The following is a 22,655-nucleotide window of genomic DNA, read 5'->3' as shown; positions in this document are numbered from 1 at the left end:
TGCAGGGGGGACCCTGTGGGAGAGTAGGACGCCGCCGAACAATCATTCACAGAGAACCCCCATCCGGGAAACCGGATGGGGGTTCTCTGCATTTCTAGGGCTTAATGGCTGAAGGGCGTTACGGCCTCAGAGCTGGAGTTTGAATCCGAGGTGCGACGGGACGAAGCCGAGCCTCTCAGAGAGGCGGCGGTCGTCGGTCATGCCAGGTGTGCGCATGACTATGGACAAGGGGGGTGATCGAGCCATCGCCCTGACCTGAATCTGTCGACAGGACCGTTCGACGGTCGCGTCGCCCCCGGGCTCCCGCACCCCCTGACGTGCACCTCCGCAGCCGCCGTTCGAACCCGGGAGGGGGCGCCGGCCGTGATATCGGCCGAGGCCGGTCGGCGGACGGCGGTCGGCGCGAGGACGGATGCGGGAGGACAGCGATGGCCTGGTACCAGGGGCAGAGCCGGATCACGGTGACGGCGGTGGAGGGGCAGTGGCCGCAGCGGGCGGTGGTGACGGTGCGCGGTGGCCGTCCGGTCGAGATTCCCGGGACGGTCGGTGCGAGCCACCTTGTGGACGCCGAGCGCTGGGAGCTCGACCTGGAGCACCGGCGGGAGGGCGAGTGGTGTCCCAACATCCGCGCGGTGCAGGGGCGCTGGCAGGAGGTCCGGGGTGTGCTGACGCAGGTGGTGCACAGTCGCAACCGGGACGGGGGCGGTGACCGCAGCGACCGGAACCTGGTGCTGCGGATCGAGCGGGTCGAATCGGGCGGCGGCGCGCCCGTGGACGTGGCCGCACAGGGCCGCGCGACCGCGCCGCGCACCTCGACGGACCGGCCGGTGGCGGCGTCCGGGGCGTCGGCCCCGCGGACTTCTGCCGCGCCGGTGCGCGGGACGTCGACCACCTCGTCGGCGCCGACCGTGCGGACCAGCGGTTCGGGGGCCGGGTCGGCCCCGTCCGCTCCGTCGCGCGCGGTGACGTCCACCGGTGGCACGGCGACCCGGCCCTCGACCGGCAGCTCCTGGCAGGGCTGACGGGTGTTCTGAGCCCCGAGCCCGCCCGCGTTCCGGCGCGCGGCGGATCCGCTCGGTCGCCCCGCGCCCCGGGGTGGCCGAGCGCGGCGGTCCTTCCGTGGCCCGGGGGCGGCAGACGCGAACCGGGCCACGCGCGCGACGGGGCGCGCGCGCACCACGGCACAAGCGCATCGGGGCACACGCGCATCAGAGCCCTCATTGATTCACTCGCGACGCACCTGATCTGTTCCGTCGCATTCCTGCACAACCGCCCCAGGCGTCAGGGGAATCACTCGGCTATTCCCCGCGGAAACCCGGCCGGGCGGCCGGGGGGATCCGGGTGCCACAGTTTCGGCCAAAGAATTCACACCCGTCATCAGGCGTTCCGGGCGTGGCCGGGAGTCACACCAGCGATTTTGCGGTTCCGATTCCGGGGAGAGTCGCTTTCCGTTCAATCGCCAGGGGTTGCGAGCGGGTGACCCGCCGTGAAGACTGTTCCGCGTTCGTCGTTCCGAGCGTTCGGGCCGTCAAGGTATTGCCCGGTCCTCGCGACGGTTGTGGCAGGTTCCGCACGGTGGTTGCGGGGAGGGATCGCAGGGGGGATAGGCATGCCGGGCGCAACGATCGCACAGGTCAGGGCCGTCGGAGCGGCCGACTGGAGCGTTCGGGATTCCTGTCCGGCCCCGCCTGCGGGGTGAGGTCATTCGGCGGTCGGCCGTTCGCCGCTCACTGTTCCCGCTCACCGTTCCCCCGTTCACTGTTCCTGGGCGGCGTGGAATTCGGGTCGCATTCGCACCGTCCGGTCGGGGAGCGCCGAAGCGGCCCGGAACGGCTCCCCTGGGGTGCGTGCGGCGCCCTGTCGGGAGCTGTCGGGGATTCCCGTTCGCACCCGTCGGCCGTCATCGGCAGGGCTTCCGTCGATTCCCGTTGTTCCCACGAGTCTTGAGTCGAGGAGCGCAGGTGGCAGGAAATTTCACGGCGTGCTCCACAGTAATCCGGAATTCATCCGCGGACGCTTGCCGCGCCCGCATCTGAGAACCAGTCAACGGGAGCGTCCGCCCATGCCGTACCCCAGTTCCGCGCCGGTCCGCGAGCGCGCGCCGTTCCTCTTACGCCGCGAACTGCAGCACCGGCTCGACACGCTCGCGCGCACCCACCGGGTGCCCGGCGCCCAGGTGGTGCTGGACACCGGCTCGGAGGTCGTGGCCCTGCACACCGGTGTGGCCGACGCCGCCACCGGTGCGCCCTTCACCGGGGACAGCGTCGTGCCGGTGGGGTCGCTCACCAAGCCCTACACGGCCGCTCTGGTGATGCTCCTCGCCGACGACGGCGACCTCGACCTCGACGACCGGGTCGCCGATCACCTGCCCGAGCTCCGCCGGATGCCCGCAGTAACGATTCGCCAACTCCTCAGCCACACCGGCGGACTGCCCACCGGGCCGGACTCCGACGCCGCCGCCCGGACCACCGCGGCGCACTACCTGTCGTCCGTGTGCACGGCCGGGGACGCGCTCTTCCCGCCCGGGACGGACTTCTCCTACTCCAACGCCGGCTACGTCGCCGCCGGGCGCCTGGTGGAGGCGGTGACCGGGATGCCCTGGCACGAGGCCGTGGCCGCCCTGCTGCTCGAACCGCTCGGCACCGTGCCCGTGTTCGTCGACGCGAGCGCACCCGCTCGCCCGGTCGCCGCCGGGCACGCGCTCAACGCCGCGACCGGCCGGGCCCGGCCGGTCCGGCAGAACCTGGCTCCGCTGGAGGCCCCGGCCGGTGCCCTGCTGGCGAGCGCCGCGGACCTCGCCGCGCTCGGCGGCGCCCTGGTCGGCCGGGCCAAGGCCCTGCCCCCCGCCGTCGCCGAGGAGATGCGCCGCCCGCAGCCCGGCGCCCGGCCGGGTGCGCTCGCGGACGGCTGGGGCCCGGGGCTCGCCCTCTACCAGCAGGACGGCCGGCTGTGGTGCGGCCACGACGGCAACGCCATGGGGACCTCCTGCCACCTGCGGGCCGACCCCGACAGCGGAGTGGTGGTCGCCTTCGCGGGCAACGCCGCCGCCGCCACCGCGCTCTGGCGCGAGCTCGCGGCCGACCTGGCCGAACTGGCGGGCGTCCGGGTGCCCGCCGCGATCGCGCCGGTGGGCGCGGGCGAGCCCGTCCCCCTGCCCGAGTGCGCGGGCACCTACCGCAACGGTTCGATCCGGTACCTCGTCGAGCCCGCGGGCGACGGATCGTCCACGCTCTCCGTGGACGGAGACCTGCCGATACCCCTGCGCTGTTTCGCCGACCTCTCCTACGATCTGCTCGCCCCCGACACCGGCCGCCCCGAGCCGGGCGGGCGCTTCCACCGCGATCCCGCCACCGGCGTGATCGACCGGGTGCAGGTGTCCGGGCGCACGGCGCGTCGCGCCGACCCCGCCTGAGGCGCCTTTCGCCCGCCGGCCGCCGCCGCTGCCCGTCGCCTGCGGCGTCCGCCGCCGCGCCGACGCCGCTCCACCGGGCTCACCCCCCGCTCGTTCCGTTCCCCCGGCCCCCGTTCCCGGGTCCGTGGGCCTGCCCCCGTCTGCCCCGGCGCCCGCATCGCCTCCTCCCCGTCCGGAAGGACCTTCCGCCATGACCGACCGGCCTGCCCAGCCCGTGCATTCGTCCGCTCCGCCGCAGGCCGGCGACACCCCTGGCGCCCCGGGGACCGAGGCCGCCCCGCCGCCGGCGCACCGGACGCTCGACGCGTTGTTCGCCGCCCAGGTGGCCCGCGCGCCGCACGTGCCCGCGGTGACCGACGGCCGGCGCAGCTGGACGTACCGGGAACTGGCCCACCGGGTCGAGCGCCTGGCCCGCGACCTCGCGCGGCGCGGCGCCGGGACGGACCGGACGGTGGCGCTGGTCCTGCCGCGCTCGATGGAACTGGTCGCGGCGGAGCTGGCCGTCGCCCGGACGGGCGCCGCCTTCCTGCCCGTGGATCCGGCCTACCCCGCCGGGAGACGGGCGCTGATGCTCGCCGACGCCGCCCCCGCCGTCGTCCTGGACGATCCGGCCCGGGTCCGCGCGCTGCTGGAGGCCGACCCGGCCAGCGCCGCGGACCGGGCCGACACCGCGGACGCGCCCGGCAGCACGGACACGCCCGGTACCGCCGCCGCGCCCGACGCCGGCCTGGCGGGCCCGACCGGTACCGCGCTGCCGGGCCCGACCGGTACCGACCACGCGGCGTACGTGATCTACACCTCGGGCTCCACCGGGACGCCCAAGGGCGTGATCGTCACCCACCGGGGGATCGGCGGCTTCGCCGAGGCGGCCCGCGCGCACTACTCCGTGCGCCCCGGAGACCGGGTGCTGCAGTTCTCCTCGCCCAGCTTCGACGCCTCCGTCCTCGAACTGTTCATCTCCGTCCTGGCCGGGGCCACGCTGGTGATCCCCCCGCACGGCCCCTGGCTGGGCGAGGAACTCGCCGCCGTGCTCGACGAGCACCGCATCACCCACGCCCTCATCCCGCCGGCCGCCCTGGCCACCGTGCCCGGCGGCGCGGGCCGCCACCTGCGCACGCTGATCGTCGGAGCCGAGGCCTGCCCCGCCGAACTGGTCGACCGCTGGGCGCCCGGCCGGCGCATGATCAACTCCTACGGCCCGACCGAGGCGACCATCGTCGCCACCTGGACCGGCCCGCTGGCCGCCGGCAGCGGCGCACCCCCCATCGGCGGCGCGCTGCCGCACACCCGGGCGTACGTGCTCGACGCGGCCATGCGGCCCCAACCGTCGGGTTCCGACGGCGAGTTGTACGTCGGCGGGGAGGGCGTGGCCCGCGGCTACCTGGGCCGCCCCGGCCTGACCGCCGGGCGCTTCGTCGCCGACCCCTTCGGCCCGCCCGGCGCCCGGCTCTACCGCACCGGAGACCGCGCCCGGTGGACCGCCGACGGGGAGCTGGAGTTCCTCGGCCGGCTCGACCGGCAGGTGAAGATCCGCGGCTTCCGGATCGAGCCGGGGGAGATCGAGGCCGCCCTGCGGGCGCACCCCGCCGTCGACCAGGCCGTCGTCGTGGTCCGGGAGGACGAACCGGGCCGCGAACGCCTGGTCGGCTACGCCACGCCCGCCGACCCGGAGCACGCCCCGGACCCGGCGGAGCTGCGCGCGGCGCTGGCCGCCGCCCTGCCGGCCCACCTGGTGCCGTCCGCCGTGGTCGTCCTGGCCGCGTTGCCGCTCACCCCGCAGCACAAGATCGACCAGCAGGCGCTGCCCGCCCCCGCCCGCTCCGGCGCGGCCGGGCCCGTCGCCCCGCGCACCGAGCGCGAACGCGCCCTGGCCAGCATCTGGGCCGAGGTCCTCGGCGTCGACGCGGTGGGCGCGGCGGACGACTTCTTCGACCTGGGCGGCGACTCGATCCTCGCCGCCCGGACCCTGGCCCGGGTCGCCGAGCGGCTGGGCGTCCGGCTCACGCTCCGGGACGTCTTCACCGCGCGGACCGTCGCCGCCCTGGCCCCGCTGGTGGACGAGCGGCACACCGCCGCGCCGCCGGAGCCGATCCCGCCCGCCCCGCGCGAGGAGCCGTTGCCGCTGTCCAGCGCCCAGCGCCGCCTGTGGTTCCTCGACGACCTCACCGTCGGGGGGACGGAGTACAACACCGGCGTGGCCCTGCGGCTGCGCGGAACGACGGACCCGGCGGCCCTGCGCCGGGCCCTGGGCCGACTCGCCGCCCGGCACGACTCGCTGCGCACCACCTTCGCCACCGTCGACGGGCAGCTCGTGCAGCGCGTCGCGGCGGAGGGCACCCTGCCGCTGCGCACCGCGGACGTCGGCGACCGGCCGGCCGGGGAGCGCGCCGAGGCGGCCGAACGGCTGCTGACCGAGGAGCTGAACCGGCCCTACGACCTGACGGACGGCCCGCTCGCCCGGGCACTGCTGGTCCGCCTCGCCGCCGACGAGCACCTGCTGCTGCTGGCGCAGCACCACATCATCACCGACGGCTGGTCGGTGGGCGTCCTCACCCGCGAACTGGCCGCGCTCTACCGGGCGGAGGCCTCCGGCGAACCGGACGCGCTCGCCGCCCCCGCCCTCCAGTACCCCGACTTCGCGCGCTGGGAGCAGCACCGGCGGACCCAAGCCGGGGCAGCGGACGCGCCGGACCTCGCCTACTGGAAGCGGAACCTGGCGGAGCTGCAACCCCTGCAACTGCCCACCGACCGGCCCCGGCCCGCCCAGCGCACGACGAACGGCGCGGCGCACCGCCACCGCCTCCCGGCCGAACTGGTGGCCCGGCTGCGGCACCTCGCCGCGGGCCGCGGTACGACGCTGTTCACCCTGTTCGCGGGGGCGTCCGCGCTGCTGTTCTCGCGCTACTCCGGCCAGCGGGACGTGGCGTTCGGCACCGTCACCACCGGGCGCGACCGGCGGGAGCTGGAGGAGGTGACCGGCTTCTTCGTCAACACCGTGGTGCTGCGCGGCGACGTGGACGAGCGGGCCACCGTCGACCGGTTCGTGGAGAGCGTGCGCACCACCCTGCTGGACGCCTTCGCCCACGCCGCGGTGCCCTTCGACCGGGTGGTCGAGGAACTGGCCCCGCCCCGGGACCCGAGCCGCACCCCGCTGGTCCAGGTCATGGTCGTCCAGCAGAGCCCCACCACCCCGCCGCCCGCCGGAGGCCTGCGCTTCGAGGACCACCCGCTGCCCCGCCCGGCCGCCCGGTTCGACCTGGTGCTGGAGTTCACCCCGGAGGACACCGGCGGCTGCGCGCTGACGGTGGAGTACAACACGGACCTGTTCGACGCCCGGACCGTGGCCCGGATGGCGCGCCACCTGCACCGCCTGCTGGCGGGCATGGCGGACGGCCCGCAGCGCATCCTCGCCGAACTGCCCATGCTCTCCGAGGAGGAGCAGCGCACGCTGCTCGACTCCTGGAACCCGCCCGCGCACGCCGCCGGCGACCTCCCGGACACCGTGCCGCCCGTGCTGCCCGGGCTGTTCGAGGCGCAGGCGGCCCGTACGCCCGGGCGGACCGCCGTCGGCTGCGGCCCGGTGCGGCGGGACTACGCGGAGGTCAACCGGCGGGCCAACCGCCTCGCCCGGCTGCTGGTCGCCCGGGGCGCGGGCCCCGAGCGGCTGGTCGCGCTGTGCCTGCCGCGCTCCGCCGACCTGCCGTCGGTGCTGTGGGCGGTGCTCAAGTCGGGTGCGGCGTACCTGCCGGTGGACCCGGGCTACCCGGCCGAGCGGATCCGCTTCATGCTGGCGGACGCCGGGCCCGCGCTGGTCCTCGCCACCCGGGAGACGGCGGCCGCGCTGCCCGAGGGGTGGCCCGTCCTGCTGCTGGAGGACGGCACCGGCCTGGCCGCTGCCGGCCCGGCGGACACCGACGACACCGGGGACGCCGACCTCACGGACGCCGACCTTACGGACGCCGACCGCCTCCGGCCGCTGCTGCCGGAGCACCCCGCCTACGTCATCTACACCTCGGGGTCGACCGGCCGGCCCAAGGGCGTCGTGATCACCCACCGCAGCGTCGTCGCCCTCGCCCGCTGGGCGGCCGAGCGGTTCGGGCCCGGCGGGCTGGACCACGTGGTCGCCGCCACCTCGCTCAACTTCGACGTGTCGGTCTTCGAACTGCTCTGCCCGCTGCTGGCGGGCGGGAGCGTCGAGGTGGTCGCCGACCTCGCCGCCCTCGCCGAGGAGCCGGCCCCGCGCCGCGTCGGCCTGGTCAGCGGCGTGCCCTCGGTGATCTCCCGGTTGCTCGCCGGGGGCGCCGCCCCGGTCGACGCGGCCACCGTCGTGCTGGCCGGCGAGGCCCTCTCCGCCCAGGCGGTGGGCGACCTGCGGCGCGCCCTGCCCGGCAGCGCGATCGCCAACATCTACGGCCCCACCGAGGCCACCGTCTACGCCACCGCCTGGTTCGCCGGTGACCGGCTGCCGGAGCAGGCGCCGCCGATCGGCAGGCCGCTCGCACTGACCCGGACGTACGTCCTGGACCCCGGGCTGCGCCCGCAACCTCCGGGCGTGGTCGGCGAGTTGTACCTCGGGGGCGGCGGCCTGGCGCGCGGCTACCTGGGCCGCCCCGGGCTGACCGCCGCCCGGTTCGTCGCCGACCCGTACGGCGCGCCGGGGGAGCGGATGTACCGCACCGGAGACCGGGTGCGGTGGAACGCCGACGGCGACCTGGAGTACCTCGGCCGGATCGACCAGCAGGTCAAGGTGCGCGGCTTCCGGATCGAACTGGGCGAGGTGGAGGAGGCGCTGCGGCGCTGCGAGGGCGTGGCGGAGGCGGCTGCCACCGTCGCCGACGGCGGGGGCAACCGGCGCCTGGTCGGCTACGTGGTCCCCGTCCCGGGCGGGCGGGTGGAGCCCGAGGCCGTGCGCCGGGCGCTCGGCCTGGCCCTGCCCGACTACCTGGTGCCCTCGGTCGTCGTGCCGCTGCCCGCGCTGCCGCTCAACCCCAACGGCAAGCTCGACCGGAGCCGGCTGCCCGCCCCGGGGCCGGCCGTGCCCGCCGTACGCCACGTCGCCCCCCGAACCCCCGCCGAACAGGCGCTCGCCACCATCTGGGCGGAGGTGCTGCGGCTGGAACGGGTCGGCGCGGACGACAACTTCTTCGACCTCGGCGGCGACTCCATCCTCGGCATCCAGGTGGTAGCCCGCTCCCGGCAGGTGGGGCTGGCGGTGACCTCCGGGGACCTCTACCGGCACCAGACGGTCGCCGCGCTGGCCCGGTGCGCGGACGACGCCGAACGGCCGGCCGTGACCGCCCGGGTGGCCGCCACCGGGGCGGGCGTCCTGACCCCGATCCAGCGCTGGTGGCTCGACCGGGCCGCCGGGCGCGCCGGGCACTTCAACCAGGCGCTCTCCCTCCTGCTGGGCGCCGACGTGGACCGGGCGGCGCTGGAGGACGCCCTGAACGACGTGGTCGCCCACCACGACGCGCTGCGCTCGGCCTTCACGGCCGACGCCGGAGAGTCCGACCCCGCAGAGCCCGACCCCGCAGAGCCCGACCCCGCAGAGCCCCGTACCGCAGAGTCCGACGCCGGAGAGTCCGACCCCGCAGAGCCCCGCGACGGCGAGATCGGTACCGGCCCCGGCGTGCGCTGGCGGATCGACGACCGGGCGCCCCGGATCCGCCTGGGCCGGCACACCGGCCCGGACGGCGACACCCCGCACTTCGGCCCCTTCGACCTGGGCGGCGAAGGCCCGCTGCTGCGCGCCGTGCTGCACGAGCGCGGTGCGGGGCAGCCGCCGGTCCTGCACCTGGCCGTCCACCACCTGGTCGTCGACGGGGTCTCCTGGCGGGTGCTGGCGGAGGACCTCGACACGGCCTACCGCGCCCGCCGCGACGGCCGGGACGGGGCGGCGGCCCTGCCGGCGAAGTCCTCCCCGCTGCGGCAGTGGGGCCAGCGGCTCGGCGCCCACGCCGCGGCCGGCGGCTTCGAGGACGAGACGGAGTACTGGGCGCGGGCCGTCCCCGCGCAGGACGGTGACGCCCCGGCGGACCCGTTCCCGGCCGACCTCGCGGGGGCCGACACCCACGCCTCGGCCCGCTCCGTCACCGTGCGCCTCGACCCCGCCGACACCACCGCCCTCCTGCGCACCCTGCCCGACACCTATCGCACCCAGGCCAACGACGTGCTGCTGAGCGCCCTCGGCCGGGCCCTGTGCGGGGCGAGCGGCCTGGAGCGGGTCGTGGTGGACGTCGAGGGGCACGGGCGCGAGGAGTTGTTCGCCGATCTCGACCTGAGCCGCACGGTCGGCTGGTTCACCACCCGGCACCCCGTGGCGCTGGCCGTGCCCGCCGGGGCCGACTGGGACGGCGTCCTCAAGCGGGTCAAGGAGCAGCTGCGCGCCGTCCCCCGACGGGGCCTCGGATTCGACGCCCTGCGCCACCTGGGGCGCCCCGGCACGGCCCCCGACGCCCCGGCCGCGCGGATCAGCTTCAACTACCTCGGCCGGATGTCCTTCCCGCAGGACGCGGCCGGGCTCTACCGCGGCACCTTCCGGCCCCTGGAACTGGACGCCGACCCGCGCGTCGAGCGCCCGCACGCCCTGGAGGTGGTCGGCCGGCTCGACGGCGACGCGCTGGAGTTCAGCTGGTTCTACTCCGGCGCCGTGCACCGGCGCGACACCGTCGAGGCCCTGGCCCGGCGCTTCGCCGCCGAGCTGGCCGACCTCGCGCGGTACGCGGCCCGCCCGGGCGCCGCCGGGCGCACCCCGTCCGACTTCCCGCTGGCCCGGCTCGACCAGGCGGCCGTGGACCTGATCACCGGCGACGCCCCGGGCGCGGTGGAGGACGTCCTCCCGCTGACGCCGACCCAGTCCGGGATGCTCTTCCACGGCCTGGCCGAGGAGGACAGCGGCGCCTACTTCCAGCAGCTGGACTTCGTCCTGGACGGCGTGCCCGACCCGGGGCGGCTCGCCGCCGCCTGGCAGTGGGTCACCGACCGAACCCCGGTGCTGCGCGCCCACGTCCGCTGGCAGGAGGTGCCCGAGCCGCTGCTGGTGGTGCGGCGGCGGGCGGCCGTGCCGGTCACCCACCTGGACTGGCGCGAGCTGCCCGAGTCCGAGCGCCGGGGCCGGCTGGCCGAGCTCCTGGACCGCGACCGGGCCCGCGGCCTGGACCTGGCCCGGGCCCCGCTCCAGCGCCTGCTGCTCATCCGCCTCTCCGACACCCGGGTGCGCGTGCTGTGGTCCTTCCACCACCTCGTCCTGGACGGCTGGAGCCTCTTCCAGGTGCTGTCGGACGTGTTCGCCGTGCACGCCGCGCTGGCCCGCTCCGGGCCGGAGACGGGAGAAGTCCCGTCCGGTACCGTGCCGTCCGGCACCGACCCCTTCGGCACCGAGCCCTTCGGCACCGTCCCGTACGGCACGGTGCCGGAGCGCCGGCCCTACCGCGACTTCGTGGCCTGGCTGCGCGAGCGCGACCCGGCGGAGGCCGAGCGGCACTGGCGCGGGCGCCTGGCCGGGCTGGCCGAGCCGACGCCGCTGCCGTACGACCGCGAGCCGCGCCAGAGCCACCGCGCGGAATCCACCCGGGCCGTGCCGTTCACCCTCCCCGCCGCCGCGACCCGGGCGCTGGAAGGCCTCGCGCGCAGCTCCGGCCTGACCCTGAACACCCTGGTCCAGGGCGCCTGGGCGATCCTGCTGGGCCGTCAGGCGAACCGGGACGAGGTGGTGTTCGGCACCACCTCGTCCGGGCGGCCGCCCGAGCTGCCCGGCGTCGAGTCGATGACCGGCCTGTTCATCACCACCCTGCCCACCCGGACGGTCGTGCCCGCTGACGGCACCCTGCTCGACTGGCTCCGCACGCTGCAACGGGAGCAGGGCGAGGACCGGCGCCACGGCTTCGTCCCGCTCACCCGCCTGCGGGCCGCCACCGTCCTCCCCGAGCAGACCGCCCTGTTCGACAGCATCGTCGTCTTCGAGAACTACCCGGTCGAGGACGACGCGGCCGCCGCGCACGGCCTGCGCCTGCGCGACCTGGACGGGATCGAGACCACCAACTACCCGCTCGCCCTGCTGGCCTACCCGGGGCCGGAGCTGGCCCTGCGGCTGTGCTACGACCCTCGGCTGTTCGACGAGGCCACCGTCCGGCGGATGGCCGGGCAGCTCACGGCCGTCCTGACGGGACTGCCCCGGGGCGCCGGGAGCCCGCCCGCGCGCGTGCCGCTGCTGACCGCCGGGGAGCGCCGGCGGATCCTCGTGGACTGGAACGCCACCGCCGTCGAACGGACCGAGCGCGACATCGCGGACCTGTTCGCCGAGCAGGTGCGCCGCAACCCGGACGCCGTCGCCCTGGAGGCGGGCCACGAGCGCCTCAGCTACCGCGACCTCGACGCCCGCGCCGCCGCCCTGGCGGGCCGGCTGGCCGCGCTCGGCGTCGGCGTCGAACACCCGGTCGGCGTGCTCATGGACCGCTCCGTCGACCTGGTCGTCGCCCAGCTGGCGCTGGTCCGGACCGGCGGGGTCTACGTGCCGCTGGACGGCAGGGCGCCGCGCGAGCGGCTGCACCTGATGCTGGCCGAGGCCGGCGCGGACCTGCTGCTCACCGACGCGCACCGGGCGAGCGCCGCCGAGGAACTGCTCCCCGCCGAGCGGGTGCTGCGCGTCGACCGGCCGGACGGGCCGCACGCCGCCGACCGGCCGCACGCCGCCGACCGGCCGCACGTCGCCGACCGGCCGCACGTCGCCGACCGGCCGGGCCCGGCCGCCCCGGCCGCGGCCCCGGTGCCCCACCCCGACAACGTCCAGTACCTGATGTTCACCTCGGGTTCCACCGGCACCCCCAAGGGCGTCGCGGTGCGCCGGCGCGACGTCGCCGCGCTCGCCCTGGACCGCGCCTTCACCGGCCACGACCGGGTGCTCGTGCACTCCCCGCACGCCTTCGACGCCGCCACCTACGAGCTGTGGGTGCCGCTGCTGCGCGGCGGCACCGCCGTACTGGCCCCGCCGGAGGACCTGGACGCCGCCGCCGTCCGCCGCGCCGTCACCGAGCAGGGCGTGCAATGCCTGTGGCTGACCGCCGGCCTGTTCCGGCTCCTCGCCCAGGAGGACCCGGGCTGCCTGCGCGGCGCCCGGGAGGTGTGGACCGGCGGCGAGGCGGTGCCCGGCGCGGTCGTGCGCCGCGTCCTGGAGGCCTGCCCCGACCTCACCGTGGTCGACGGCTACGGCCCGACCGAGACCACCACCTTCGCCACCCGCCGGGCCTTCCGCCCCGGGGACCGGCTGCCCGCCGTGCTGCCGATCGGACGCCCGCTGGACGACACCCGGGTGTACGTGCTGGACGGCGCCCTCCAACCGCAACCGCCCGGCATCACCGGCGAGTTGTACATCGCCGGCGCCGGAGTCGCGCGCGGCTACGCGGGCCGGCCCGGCGAGACCGCCGCCCGCTACCTCGCCGACCCCTTCGGGCCGCCCGGCGGCCGGATGTACCGCACCGGCGACACCGCCCGGTGGAGCGAGGACGGCGAACTGCACTTCGTGGGCCGCGCGGACGACCAGATCAAGATCCGCGGCTTCCGCATCGAACCCGCCGAGATCGAGGCACGGCTCACCGCCCACCCGGCCGTCGCGGAGGCTGTCGTCTCGCTCCACGAGGACGCGGGGCGCAAGCGGCTGGCCGCCCACCTGGTGCCGACCGGCGGCGCCGAGCCGCCCTCCGCCACGGCGCTGCGCGCCCACCTGGCCGCCGACCTGCCCGACTACATGCTGCCCGCGGCCTTCGTCACGGTCTCCGAACTGCCGCTGACCGCCAACGGCAAGGTGGACCGCCGGCGGCTGCCCGCCCCCGACTGGTCGGCGACGGGCGACCGCGCCCACCGCGCCCCGACCACCGACACCGAACGCGTCCTCACCGCGATCTGGGCGGAACTGCTCGGCGTGGAGCGGGTCGGGGTCGACGACGACTTCTTCCTGCTCGGCGGCGACTCGATCCTGAGCATCCAGGTCGTCTCCCGCGCCCGCGCCGCCGGTCTCGCGCTGTCCCCCCGCGACCTGTTCCGGCACCCCACCGTCGCCGCGCTGGCCGCCGCCGCCGGTACCGCCGTCACCGTCGCCGGGACCGAACCGGTCAGCGGAGAGGTGGGCCTGACACCCATCCAGCACTGGTTCCTCGACCCGCACCCGCCGTACGCCGCGTCCTTCGACCAGTCCGTCGTGGTGGAGGCTCCCGGCGAGGTCGACCCGCAGGCCCTGCGCCGCGCCCTGACCGCCCTGTGGGCCCACCACGACGCCCTGCGTTCCCGCTTCACCACCGGGGAGGACGGCGCCTGGCAGCAGCACTGCGCCCCCGCGGACGCCGCCGCCCCCGAACTGCTGGAGGTCGTCGACCTCGGCGCCCTGGACCGGGCGGCGGCCGAGGCCGCCGAGGCCCGGGCCACCGAGGCCGCGCACGCCGCGTTCCGGCTGGACACCCTCCCGCTGCTCACCGCCCGCCTGTTCACCACCGACGGCACCCGGCCCGCCCGGCTGCTGCTGGCCGTCCACCACCTGGTCGTCGACGGGGTCTCCTGGCGGATCCTGCTGGAGGACCTGGAGACCGCCTACCGGCAGGCCGTGGAGGGCCGGCCGCTGCGCCTGCCCGCCCGCACCACCTCCGTCCGGGAGTGGACCCGCCGCCTGCGCGAGCACACCGCGGCCGGCGGCTTCGCGTCCCGGCGCGCCCACTGGGCGGCGGCTGCCCGGCACTGCGCGGCCGTGCTGCCGGTGGACGGCGACGGCGGCAACACCGCCGCCGACCTGCGCGCCGTCACCGTCCGGCTGGACCGCGAGCGCACCGGGGACCTGCTGCGCAAGGTCCCCGGGGTCTACCGCACCCGGATCGACGACGTCCTGCTCACCGCCCTGGGCCGGGTGCTCGCCGAGTGGACCGGACGGCGCACCGTCGCGATCGGCCTGGAGGGGCACGGCCGCGAGGACCAGCTGTTCGAGGACATCGACCTGTCCCGCACGGTCGGCTGGTTCACCTCGCTCTTCCCCGTCGCCCTCGACGTCCCGGACGGGGACTGGGGCACCGCGCTGAAGGCCGTCAAGGAGCAGCTGCGGGCGGTGCCGGAGCGCGGCCTCGGCTACGGCGCGCTGCGCCACCTCGCCCGGGACGAGCAGCTCGCCGACGCCCCGGCCCCCGGGATCAGCTTCAACTACCTGGGCCGCTTCGACTGGTCCGCCGACGGCGCCGCCCTGGTCCGCGCCGTCCCCGGCGGCCTCGGCGGAGCGGAGGCGCCCGGCACCGAGCGCCCGCACCTGCTGGACGTCGTCGCCCGGGTCGAGGACGACCGGCTGGAGATCGGCTGGTACTACAGTGCGGGCCGGCACCACGAACGGACCGTCACCGCGCTCGCGGACGCCATGCTGCGCGCCCTGGAGGACCTCGTCGCCCACTGCGCCGAGCCCGGCGCCGGCGGCCGCACCCCCGCCGACTTCCCGCTGGCCAGGCTGGACCAGGCGGCGGTGGACCGGATCGCCGGGGACGGCCGCCGCGTCGCGGACGTGTACCCGCTGACGGCGATGCAGGCGGGCATGCTCTTCCACAGCCTGCTGGACCCGGACGCCCACACCTACGTCAACCAGGTCCAGCTGGTCCTCTCCGGGGTCACCGACCCGCACGCCCTGGCCGCCGCCTGGCAGCAGACCGTGGACGCCAACGCGGTGCTGCGCACCCGGCTCGCCTGGCAGGACACCGCCGAACCGCTCCAGGTCGTCCAGCACCGGGCCGCCGTCCCGGTGACCCACCACGACTGGGCCGGCCGGCCGGCCGACCGGATCGAGCGGGACACCGCCCGGCTGCTCGCCGAGGACCGGGCGGCCGGCCTCGACCTGGCCGCCGCACCGCTGATGCGGCTGACCCTGGTCCGGCTGTCGCCGACCCGGGTGCGGGTGGTGTGGACCTTCCACCACGTCCTGCTCGACGGGTGGAGCGCGGCCCAGGTCTTCGACGAGGTGTGCGAGCGGTACGCCGCCCTGGCCGCCGGGCGCCGGCCGAACCCGGTCGCGCGCGCCCCCTTCGCCGACTACCTGCGCTGGCTGTCCGGGCAGGACCCGGCGCGGGTCGAGCGGTACTGGCGCGACACGCTGGCCGGGTTCCCCGCCCCCACCGAACTGCCCCGCGACCGGCGCCCGGCCGAGGCGCACCGCGCGTCGTCCTCGGCATCGGTGCGGGTGACCCTCGACAACGACCTGTCGGAGCGGCTGCGGACCACCGCCCGGCAGGCCGGGCTGACCGTCAACACCGTGCTCCAGGGCGCCTGGGCGCTGCTGCTCTCCCGCTACGGCGGTGGGGACGACGTGGTCTTCGGCACGATCGTCTCCGGCCGGCCCGCCGAACTCCCGGGCGTCACCTCGATGGTCGGGCTGTTCATCAACGCGCTGCCCACCCGGGTGCGGATCGACGCCGGCCGCTCGCTGCTGGAGTGGCTGCGGGAGCTCCAGGACGCCCAGTCGGAGGCCCGCCGCTACGACGCCGTCTCCCTGGCGCAGCTCCAGAACTGGAGCGAACTGCCGGGCGGCACGGCCCTGTTCGACAGCATCGTGGTCTTCGAGAACTACCCGTTCGACGCGCAGGCGCTGACCCGGCACGGCCTGGGCGTCGAGACCGAGCACGTCCTGGAGCCGACCAACTACCCGCTCGGCGTGGTGGTCGCCCCCGGCGACGCCATCGCGGTCAGCCTCGACCACGACCCGGCCGTCTTCGACACCGCCACCGTCGAGGCGCTCGGGGCGGGCCTGTGCACCCTGCTGACGGCGATGGCGGACGGCCTCGACCGGCCGGCGGCGCACCTGCCGCTGCTCGACCCGCCGCGGGGGCGCGAACTCGTCGACCGCTTCGGCGGGGCGGCGGTCGAGGCACCGCAGGACACCGTGCCCGAGGCCTTCGCCCGGCAGGCCGCCCGCACGCCCGAGGCCCCGGCCGTCCGCTGCGGCGACGTGCAGCTGACCTACCGGGAGCTCGACGAACGGGCCAACCGGCTGGCCCGGCTGCTGATCGCGGCCGGCGCCGGGCCCGAGCGGTTCGTCGCGCTCGCGCTGCCCCGCACCGCCGACCTGGCCGTGGCGCTGCTGGCGGTGCTCAAGAGCGGCGCCGCCTACCTGCCGGTCGACCCCGGGTACCCGGCCGAGCGGATCGCGTTCCTCTTCGCGGACGTCCGGCCCGACGCCGTGGTCACCGACGCGGAGACCGGAGGGCGGCTGCCGGCCGGCCCGTTCACCCGGATCGTGCTCGACGACCCGGGGTGCGCCGAACGGCTCGCCGCCGCCCGCCCCGGCGCCGTGCGCGACGACGAACGGCTCGGCGCCCTGCTGCCGCAGCACCCTGCGTACGTCATCCACACCTCCGGCTCGACCGGCCGCCCCAAGGGCGTCGTGGTCGCCCACGCCTCGGTCCTGGCCCTGACCGACTGGGCCGCCGCCGAGTTCGCCGACCACGGCCTGGCCCACGTGGTGGCCGCCACCTCGCTCAACTTCGACGTGTCGGTGTTCGAGATCTTCTCGCCCCTGCTCGCCGGCGGCTGCGTGGAACTCGTCCGGGACCTGCTGGCCCTGGCCGAGCGCCCCGGGCCGTGGCGGGCCGGCCTGCTCAGCGCGGTGCCCTCCGCCCTGGGCGGCCTCCTCGCGGAGGACGCCGTGCACCTCGGCGCGGACACCGTCGTCCTGGCCGGCGAGGCCCTGCCCGCCCGCACCGTGCGCCGGCTGCGCGAGGCCGTCCCCGGCTGCCGGGTGCTGAACATCTACGGCCCCACCGAGGCCACCGTCTACGCCACCGCCTTCGCCTGCGACCCCGCCGACCCCGACCGCGACCCGCCGATCGGCCGCCCGGTCGGCGGCGCCCGGGCCTACGTCCTGGACGACCGGCTGCGCCCGGTGCCCGTCGGCGCGCCGGGGGAGCTGTACCTGGCCGGCACCGGCGTCGCCCGCGGCTACCTGCGCCGCCCGGGCCTGACCGCCGCCCGGTTCCTGCCCGACCCCTTCGGCCCGCCCGGGCGCCGGATGTACCGCACCGGGGACCTGGTGCGCTGGACGGCCGACGGCGACCTCCGCTACCTCGGCCGCGCGGACGACCAGGTCAAGGTGCGCGGCTTCCGGATCGAACTCGGCGAGGTCGAGGCCGCGATGGCCCGCCACCCGCAGGTGTCGGCCGCCGCCGCCCGGGTCGTCGACCACGACGGCCACCGGCGCCTGGTGGGCTACGCGGTGGCCCGTGACGGCGCACTGCCCGACCCCGTCGAGTGGCGTGCCTTCCTCGGGCACACCCTCCCCGACCACCTGGTGCCCGCACTGGTGGTGCCGCTGGACCGGCTGCCGCTCGGCGCCACCGGCAAACTCGACCGCCGCGCGCTGCCCGCCCCGGTGTGGGCCGCCCCGGCCGCAATCGGCGCCCGGCCTCCGCGCACCGAGGCCGAACGCACCCTCGCCGCGATCTGGCGCGAGGTGCTCGGCGTACCCGACGTGGGCGCGGACGACAACTACTTCGCGCTCGGCGGCGACTCGATCCTGGGCATCCAGATCGTCTCGGCGGCCCGCCGGGCTGGCCTCGCACTCACCCCCCGGCACCTGTTCGCCCACCAGACCCTGGCCGAACTCGCCCTCGCCGCCGAGGAGTCGCCGAGCCCGGCGGTCGCCGCCGAACAGGGCGCCGTGGTCGGCGACGCCCCGCTCACCCCCGTCCAGCACTGGCTGCTGGACACCCTCGGCGGGGACACCGCCCAGTTCACCCAGTCGGTCTCCTTCACCCTCGCCCCCGGCACCGAGGAGCCCCTGCTGCGGGCCGCGCTCGCCGCCGTCCTGGACCACCACGACGCGCTGCGCCTGCGGTTCGAGCCGCTCGGCGACGGGCGGTGGCGCCAGCACGGCACCGCGCCCGGCGACCTGCCGGAGCTGCGCACCCACGAGCTGCCCGCCGCACCGGCGCAGGAGCGCGAGGCGACGCTGCGCGAGCTGGCCGAGCGCCTGGCCGCGGGCTTCGACCTGGCCGAAGGGCCGCTGCTGCGGGCCGCGCTGTGCCGCTTCGACGGCGAACGGCACCCCGTCCTGCTGCTGGCCGCGCACCACCTGGTGGTCGACGCGGTGTCCTGGCGCGTGCTCCTGGAGGACCTGGACACCGCCCACCGTGCGCTGCGGGCGGGCGAACGCCCCGACCTCGGCCCCAAGAGCACCTCCTTCCGGGCCTGGGCCGAACGGCTCGCCGAGCACACCGCGGCCGGCGGCTTCGACGACGAGCACGCCCACTGGTACGGGCTGGAGCACGGCGCCGCGACCGCCCTGCCGACCGACCTGGACGGTGCCAACACGGCCGCCACCGAGGAGTCGCTGGACCTCGCCCTGGACGCCGAGGACACCCGCCGGCTGCTCCAGGACGTCCCGGAGGTCTACCGCACCCGGGTCAACGACGTCCTGCTCTGCGCCCTGGGCCGGGTGCTGGCCCGCTGGACCGGCCGGGACCGGGTGACGGTCGCCCTGGAGGGCCACGGCCGCGAGGAGCTGTTCGACGGAGTCGACCTCTCCCGGACCGTCGGCTGGTTCACCACGCTGTACCCCGTGGCCCTGGACATGCCCCGGGGCGCCGACACCGGCACCGCCCTGAAGACCGTCAAGGAGAACCTGCGCGCCGTACCGCGCGGCGGGCTCGGCTACGGCGCCCTGCGCCACCTGCGGCCCGCCGCCGAGCCCCGGCTGCCCGACCCGCCGCGGCGGCTGCCCGACCTGCCGCAGATCGGCTTCAACTACCTGGGTCGGCAGGACTGGACCCCCGCCCCCGGCGGCCTGCTGCACGCCCCGTCCGGCCCGCTCACCGGCGGCATGGACCGGGCGGCGGACCGGCCGCACCTGCTGGACGTGCTCGGCCGGGTGAGCGACGGGAAGCTGGCGTTCACCTGGTCGTACTCCCGCGCGGTGCACCACCGCGCGACCGTCGCCCGGCTCGCCGCCGAACTGCTGGACGAGCTGCGGGAGATCGTCCGCCACTGCGCCGAACCCGGCGCGGGCGGCCGCACCCCCGCCGACTACCCGCTGGCCCCCCTGGACCAGGCCGCCGTCGACCGACTGGCCGGCACCGGACGGGACGTGACGGAGATCCAGCCGCTCACCCCCACCCAGACCGGCATGGTGCTGCACGGCCTGGACGAGGCCGAACACGGCCTGTACGTCGAGCAGATCACCTTCGTGCTGGACGGCGCCCGCGACCTGCGGCCGCTGGCCGCCGCCTGGCAGCACGTCGTCGACCGCACCCCCGTGCTGCGCACCGCCGTCGTCCTGCGCGACGTGCCCGTACCCCTCCAGGTGGTCCACCGGGACGTGACGCTGCCGGTCACCGAACACGACTGGAGCGCACTGCCGCAAGCCGAGCGCGAAGCCCGCCTGGAGCGGCTGCTCGCCGACCAGCGGGCCCGCCCGCTGGCCCTGGACCGGGCCCCGCTGCTGCGGCTCGACCTGATCCGGCTCGGGCCGGACGCGGCGCGCGTGGTGTGGACCTTCCACCACGTGCTGCTCGACGGGTGGAGCGTCTTCCACGTCCTGTCCGACGTCCTGGCCGCCCACGCCGCGCTCGCCCGCGGCGACCGGCCGGGCCTGCCCGAGCGCCGGCCCTTCGCGGACTACGTCGGCTGGCTCGCCGCCCGCGACACCGCCGCCGCCACGGAGCACTGGCGCGGCGTCCTGGCGGACCTCACCACCACGGCGCTGCCCTACGACCGCAAGCCCGCCCAGGACGACACGGCCCGCTCCGGGGCCTGGCTCTCGCACCTCCTGGCCGAGGCCGAGACGGAGCGGCTCCAGGAGTTCGCCCGCCGGCACCGCCTCACCCTCAACACCCTGGTGCAGGGCGCCTGGGCGCTGCTGCTGTCGCGGTGGAGCGGGGAGCAGCGGGTGTGCTTCGGCACCACCGTCTCCGGGCGCCCGGCCGACCTGGCCGGCTCCGACGCCATCGTCGGCCTGTTCATCACCACCCTGCCCGCCCATGTCACCGTCGACGGCTCACAGCCCTGTGCCGCCTGGCTGCGCGCGCTCCAGGAGGAGCAGGCCGAGGACCGCCGCTTCGACCACCTGCCGCTGGCCGCGATGCACGGCCTGAGCGGGCTTGCGCCCGGGACGGCGCTGTTCGACAGCCTGGTGGTCTTCGAGAACTACCCGGTCGGCGACGCGACGGCCGGCGCCCACGGCCTGCTGATCCGCGAACTGGACGCCAGGGAGGCCACCAACTACCCGCTCACCGTGGTCGTCTCGCCCGGCGACCGGCTCGCCGTCGAACTCGGCCACGACCCCCGGTACATCGACCGGGCCACCGCCGAGAAACTGGCCGCCCAGCTGCTGCACACCCTCGCCGCGCTGGCCGGCTCGGACGGCACCGCCCGCCTGGACGACCTCGACCTGCTGCCGCCCGGGGAACGCGAGCGGCTGCTGCGCGGCCCGGCCCGCCCGGCGGGCGGCCCGGTGCCCCCGGCGGCCCTGCCCGCCCTGGTCGAGGCCGCCGTGGACCGCCGGCCGCACGCCCCGGCGCTGAGCGCCCCCGGGCTGGAGCTGACCTTCGCCGAGGCCGAGGCGCACGCCAACCGCCTGGCGCACCGGCTCATCGCGCGCGGCGCCGGCCCCGGCGAGGTGGTCGCCCTCCTGCTGCCGCGCTCGGCGGACATGGTGCTCGCCCAGCTGGCGGTGGCGAAGACCGGCGCCGCGTTCCTGCCGGTCGACCCCCACTACCCCGACGAGCGCGTCGAGTTCATGCTGCGCGACGCGGCGCCCGCACTCACCCTGGACGCCAAGGAGGTCGCGGCGCTGCTGGCCGCCCCGCCGGACGGCGCCCCCGACCACCGCCCCGCCGACCCCGACCGGATCCGCCCGCTCGACCTGGACGACCCCGCCTACGTCATCTACACCTCCGGCTCCACCGGCACCCCGAAGGGCGTCGTCCTCACCCACCGCGGGCTGGCCGCCTTCGCCGCCGCCGAGGCCGAGCACTACCAAGTCGTGCCGGGTGACCGGGTGCTGGCCTTCGCCACCCCCAGCTTCGACGCCTCCGTGCTCGAACTGTGCATGTCCCTGCCGCACGGCGCCCGGCTGGTGGTGCCCGCGCCCGGACCGCTGCTCGGCGCCCGACTGGCCGAGGTGCTCCGGGCGGAGGCGATCACCCACACCCTGCTGCCGCCGGCCGCCCTCGCCACCCTGCCCGCCGACACCCCCGGCACGCTGCCCGCGCTCAGGACCCTGGTGGTCGGCGCCGAAGCGTGCGGCGCCGACCTGGTGGCCCGCTGGGCCCCGCACCACCGCATGGTCAACTCCTACGGTCCCACCGAGGCCACCGTGGTCGCCGCCTGGTCCGCGCCGCTGGCCCCGGACGGCGCCGCGCCGCCGATCGGCCGCCCGCTGCCCGGCACCGGCGCCTACGTCCTCGACGCCCGGCTCCGGCCGGTGCCCGACGGCGTCACCGGCGAACTGTGGCTGAGCGGACCGGCCCTGGCCCGCGGCTACCTCGGCCGGCCGGGCCTGACCGCCGCCCGCTTCACCGCCGACCCGTACGGGCCGCCCGGCACCCGGATGTACCGCACCGGGGACCTGGTGCGCCGCGACCACCGGGGCGAACTGCACTACCTGGGCCGCACCGACCACCAGCTCAAGCTGCGCGGCCACCGCATCGAGGCGGGCGAGGTCGAGGCCGTCCTGGCGCGCCACCCGGCCGTGCTGGACGCCGTGGTGACGGTGCGGGAGGACGAGCCCGGGCTGCCCCGCCTGGTCGCGCACCTGCTCGCGGCCCCCGGCGCCGAACCGCCGACCGGCGCCGAACTGCGCGCCCTGGCCGCCCGCTCCCTGCCCGGCCACCTCGTCCCCTCGGCCTTCGCGGTCCTCGACCGCTTCCCGCTCACCGCGAGCGGCAAGACCGACCGCGCCGCCCTGCCCGCCCCCGCACCGGAGGAGGAGCAGCGGCCCGGCCGGCTGGCGCCCCGCACGCCCACCGAGGAGGCCGTGGCCGAGATCTGGGCCGAGACCCTGCGGACGGCCGTGGGCGTGACGGACGACTTCTTCCAGCTGGGCGGCGACTCCATGCGGGCCCTGCTGATCGCCTCCCGCGCCAACGATGCCTTCGGCGTCACGCTCACCCCCCGCGACGTCCTGGTCTCCCGCACCGTGGCCGCCCTGGCGGAACTGGTGGAGGACCAGGTGCTGAGCGAACTCGAAGACGCCGCGTCCGGCGGCCCCGACGATGACGAACGATGACAAACGGTGAGG

The 22,655-nt window shown here is 76.6% G+C and carries 3 protein-coding genes; all 3 read left to right on the top strand.

Annotation, left to right across the window (positions count from 1 at the left end):
* The first annotated feature begins 428 nt into the window (after window positions 1-428).
* The 3 genes from AB0P03_RS23595 to AB0P03_RS23585 all read left to right on the top strand — a co-directional run bounded on the left by AB0P03_RS23595 (window position 429) and on the right by AB0P03_RS23585 (window position 22,643).
* Complete coding sequence (locus AB0P03_RS23595) at window positions 429-1,022, top strand: hypothetical protein (protein WP_363586616.1); 594 nt, start codon at window positions 429-431, stop codon at window positions 1,020-1,022.
* 1,040 nt (window positions 1,023-2,062) lie between these two features.
* Entirely contained in the window at window positions 2,063-3,412 is a 1,350-nt protein-coding gene (locus AB0P03_RS23590) for a serine hydrolase domain-containing protein (RefSeq protein ID WP_363630608.1), read from the top strand.
* 190 nt (window positions 3,413-3,602) lie between these two features.
* Window positions 3,603-22,643 carry a non-ribosomal peptide synthase/polyketide synthase gene (locus tag AB0P03_RS23585; RefSeq protein WP_363630607.1) on the top strand — a complete coding sequence of 6,347 codons (19,041 nt, stop codon included), beginning with the start codon at window positions 3,603-3,605 and terminating at the stop codon, window positions 22,641-22,643.
* Window positions 22,644-22,655: the final 12 nt, after the last annotated feature.

The organism is Kitasatospora sp. NPDC088779 (assembly GCF_040685395.1).
In the GTDB taxonomy this organism is placed as follows: Bacteria; Actinomycetota; Actinomycetes; order Streptomycetales; family Streptomycetaceae; genus Kitasatospora.
This window is presented reverse-complemented; position numbering and strand designations above follow the sequence as displayed.